This window comes from Kitasatospora sp. NPDC127111, assembly GCF_042677465.1.
Classification (GTDB): Bacteria; Actinomycetota; Actinomycetes; order Streptomycetales; family Streptomycetaceae; genus Kitasatospora.
Genome location: NZ_JBHXTG010000159.1, coordinates 1,390 through 3,714 on the forward strand (window position 1 = coordinate 1,390; position 2,325 = coordinate 3,714).

Here is a 2,325-nt window from a genome sequence, read left to right on the forward strand (position 1 = left end):
GTGGTGCCGGCTGGCTGCTGGTGTTCCGCCTCGTGCGCGCTGCGGGGGCGCACGGGGGGCGGGGCCGGGTGGGGGGTGCCGGGGCGGGGCCGGCCCCCCACCGCCCCCTACCCCTCCGAACCCTTTCGTCGCGTGTTAACGGTCGTTAGCCTCGTGTAAGGTCCGATATACGAGGCAACCGCTGCGAGAAGCTTTCCCTCGACGGCACCGGTTTCCGAGGAGGAGGCCCCCGATGGGGCAACAGCACGGGATGGACGGCGGCGACGACGGCGCGGAGCCCGACTTCGACCGGTACGCCGGCAGCCTCGCCGAGATCATGGAGCGTGCGCTCGACGCCTTCGGGGCCGAGCACGACCAGCTCGACCTCACGCACGGCGAGCGGCACGCCGACGAGCAGGTGCTGCGGGGGGTGGATGAAATGACCTGGCCGACCCGCCACGACCCCGAGCAGCCGCACGGCTGATTCGCCAACTACACTGCCTCGCAGCATCGTTGACCGCCCAACAGGAAGCCAGCCCGTGCCGCCCGAACCACCCAGCCGTCCCGTCGAGCGGCTCCACGACTTCGTCGGCTTCGTCCGTTCCCGCCTGCACGAGGAGCTGGCCACCCCCGGTCTACACCACTCCACCCGGCGCGCCCTGCAGCGCAGGCTGACCCGGGTCGGCGAGATCGCGGACCAGGCCGAGGCCGAGGCCCAGACCCGGCGCCGACAGGCCGCCGACCTAGAGCACATCGCGACCTACTACTGGCTGGAGCGCCGCCTGGGCATCAGGGTCGCGCTCGGCGGCCGGGTGCGCCACGACGGCCGCAAGGGCGTCATCGTGGACACCGCAGGCCAGCGGCTGCGAGTGATGTTCTACGGCGACGAGGCGCCCAGCATCTGCCACGTCACCTAGGATCGGACCCTACCTGTCGTCAAACCCTGTCAGTGATCACCATCGGATCCGATTGGATCGGCGCTGCCCCGATGCCCCGGAATGTCCGGGTTCATTGGACGCGCTGGGCGCCTGTCGTCAAACGATGGCGCCCTCAAGTGATCAACGCACCACCCTCGGGTGATCATGTGATCGTGGAGGTACAGGTGCGTGACTACGGGTTTTCGCCGGCTCAGCAGGACGAGATCTGGAGACGTTGGCGCGAGGGGCAGTCGTTCAGCTTGATCGGGCGGGCGCTCGGGGCGCCGATGCAGCACGTCCGTCGCTTCCTGCACCAGAGCGGTGGCGTCCGCCTCGCCCCTCAGACGCGGTCAGAGCGGCATCTGAGTGGCAGTGAGCGCGAGGAGATATCCCGCGGCCTCGCCGCCGGGGAGTCGGCCCGGCAGCTGGCCCAGCGGCTGGGCCGATCTCCTTCGACCGTCTCGCGCGAGATCACCCGCAACGGCGGCCGGGACCGCTACCGAGCCGCGTCGGCCGATTCGGCCGCCTACGAGCGTGGGCGCCGCCCCAAGCAGGCCAAGCTCGCCCAGCGACCTGCTCTACGCGCCCTGGTGGAAGCCAAGCTGGCTCTGTGCTGGTCACCCGAGCAAATCGCAGGGTGGCTGCGACGGCAGTTTCCTGATGATGCCTCGATGCAGATCTCGCACGAAGCGATCTACCTCTCGCTCTACGACCCTCGCCGGCGCCAGGCAATCGACCGCAGCCTCACCCAGCGACTGCGGTCAGGCAGGCCATGCGCCGTCCGAAGATCGCCCGCCGACCCACCGGGCGGGACGTCATCCGCGGCATGGTGTCCATCACCGCCCGCCCCGCCGAGGTCGAAGACCGCAAGGCCCCGGGCCACTGGGAGGGCGACCTCGTGATGGGCACCCGGCCCTCGGCCGTCGCCACGCTGGTCGAGCGCACCAGCCGGTACACGGCCATCGTCGCGCTGCCCGACGGCATCAAGGCCGAGCAGGTCACCCCGCATCTCACCAGGAATCTCCTCGGCATCCCGCCCCAGCTACGACGAACGCTCACCTGGGACCGAGGACGCGAGATCGCCGAGCACCAGGCCATCACCGCCGAAACCGGGATGCCGATCTACCTTACGAGAACACCAACCGGCTCCTTCGGCAGTACCTGCCCAAGGGAGCGGACCTCCGCAGGTTCAGCCAGGCCGACCTGGACGCCATCGCCCACGAGCTCAACCACCGCCCGCGCAAGATCCATGGCTACCACACTCCGGCAGAGGTCTACGCTGACGTCCTGAGTGCCTGTTTCTGAACCCCAGAGCAGCAGGTCAATCAGCCATTGCCCGGAATGCGAAGTTTGCGGAAGCGTTCGCCGAACGGTCTCTGTGACCCGTGGGGGGACCGTACAGCGGGGGGGGGGGGGGTTTAACAAAAAA

General features: G+C 69.2%; 2 protein-coding genes and 1 pseudogene. All 3 read left to right on the plus strand.

Features of this window, described 5'->3' with window-relative positions; translation table 11 throughout:
- Positions 1-232 precede the first annotated feature (232 nt).
- The 3 genes and pseudogenes from ACFVHB_RS39930 to ACFVHB_RS39940 all read left to right on the plus strand — a co-directional run bounded on the left by ACFVHB_RS39930 (position 233) and on the right by ACFVHB_RS39940 (position 2,201).
- Positions 233-463: a hypothetical protein gene (locus ACFVHB_RS39930; RefSeq protein ID WP_380332865.1), complete on the plus strand. Its 231-nt coding sequence runs from the start codon at positions 233-235 to the stop codon at positions 461-463.
- Positions 464-518: 55 nt separating this feature from the next.
- Positions 519-896, plus strand: a complete 378-nt coding sequence (locus tag ACFVHB_RS39935; protein WP_380332867.1) for a hypothetical protein — start codon at positions 519-521, stop codon at positions 894-896.
- Between the two features lie 185 nt (positions 897-1,081).
- Positions 1,082-2,201, plus strand: a pseudogene (locus ACFVHB_RS39940) (IS30 family transposase).
- Positions 2,202-2,325 lie beyond the last annotated feature (124 nt).

Excerpts from the sequence above, each read along its gene's own strand:
- ACFVHB_RS39930 (WP_380332865.1), top strand. The coding sequence starts at position 233 with ATGGGGCAACAGCACGGGATGGACGGCGGCGACGACGGCGCGGAGCCC.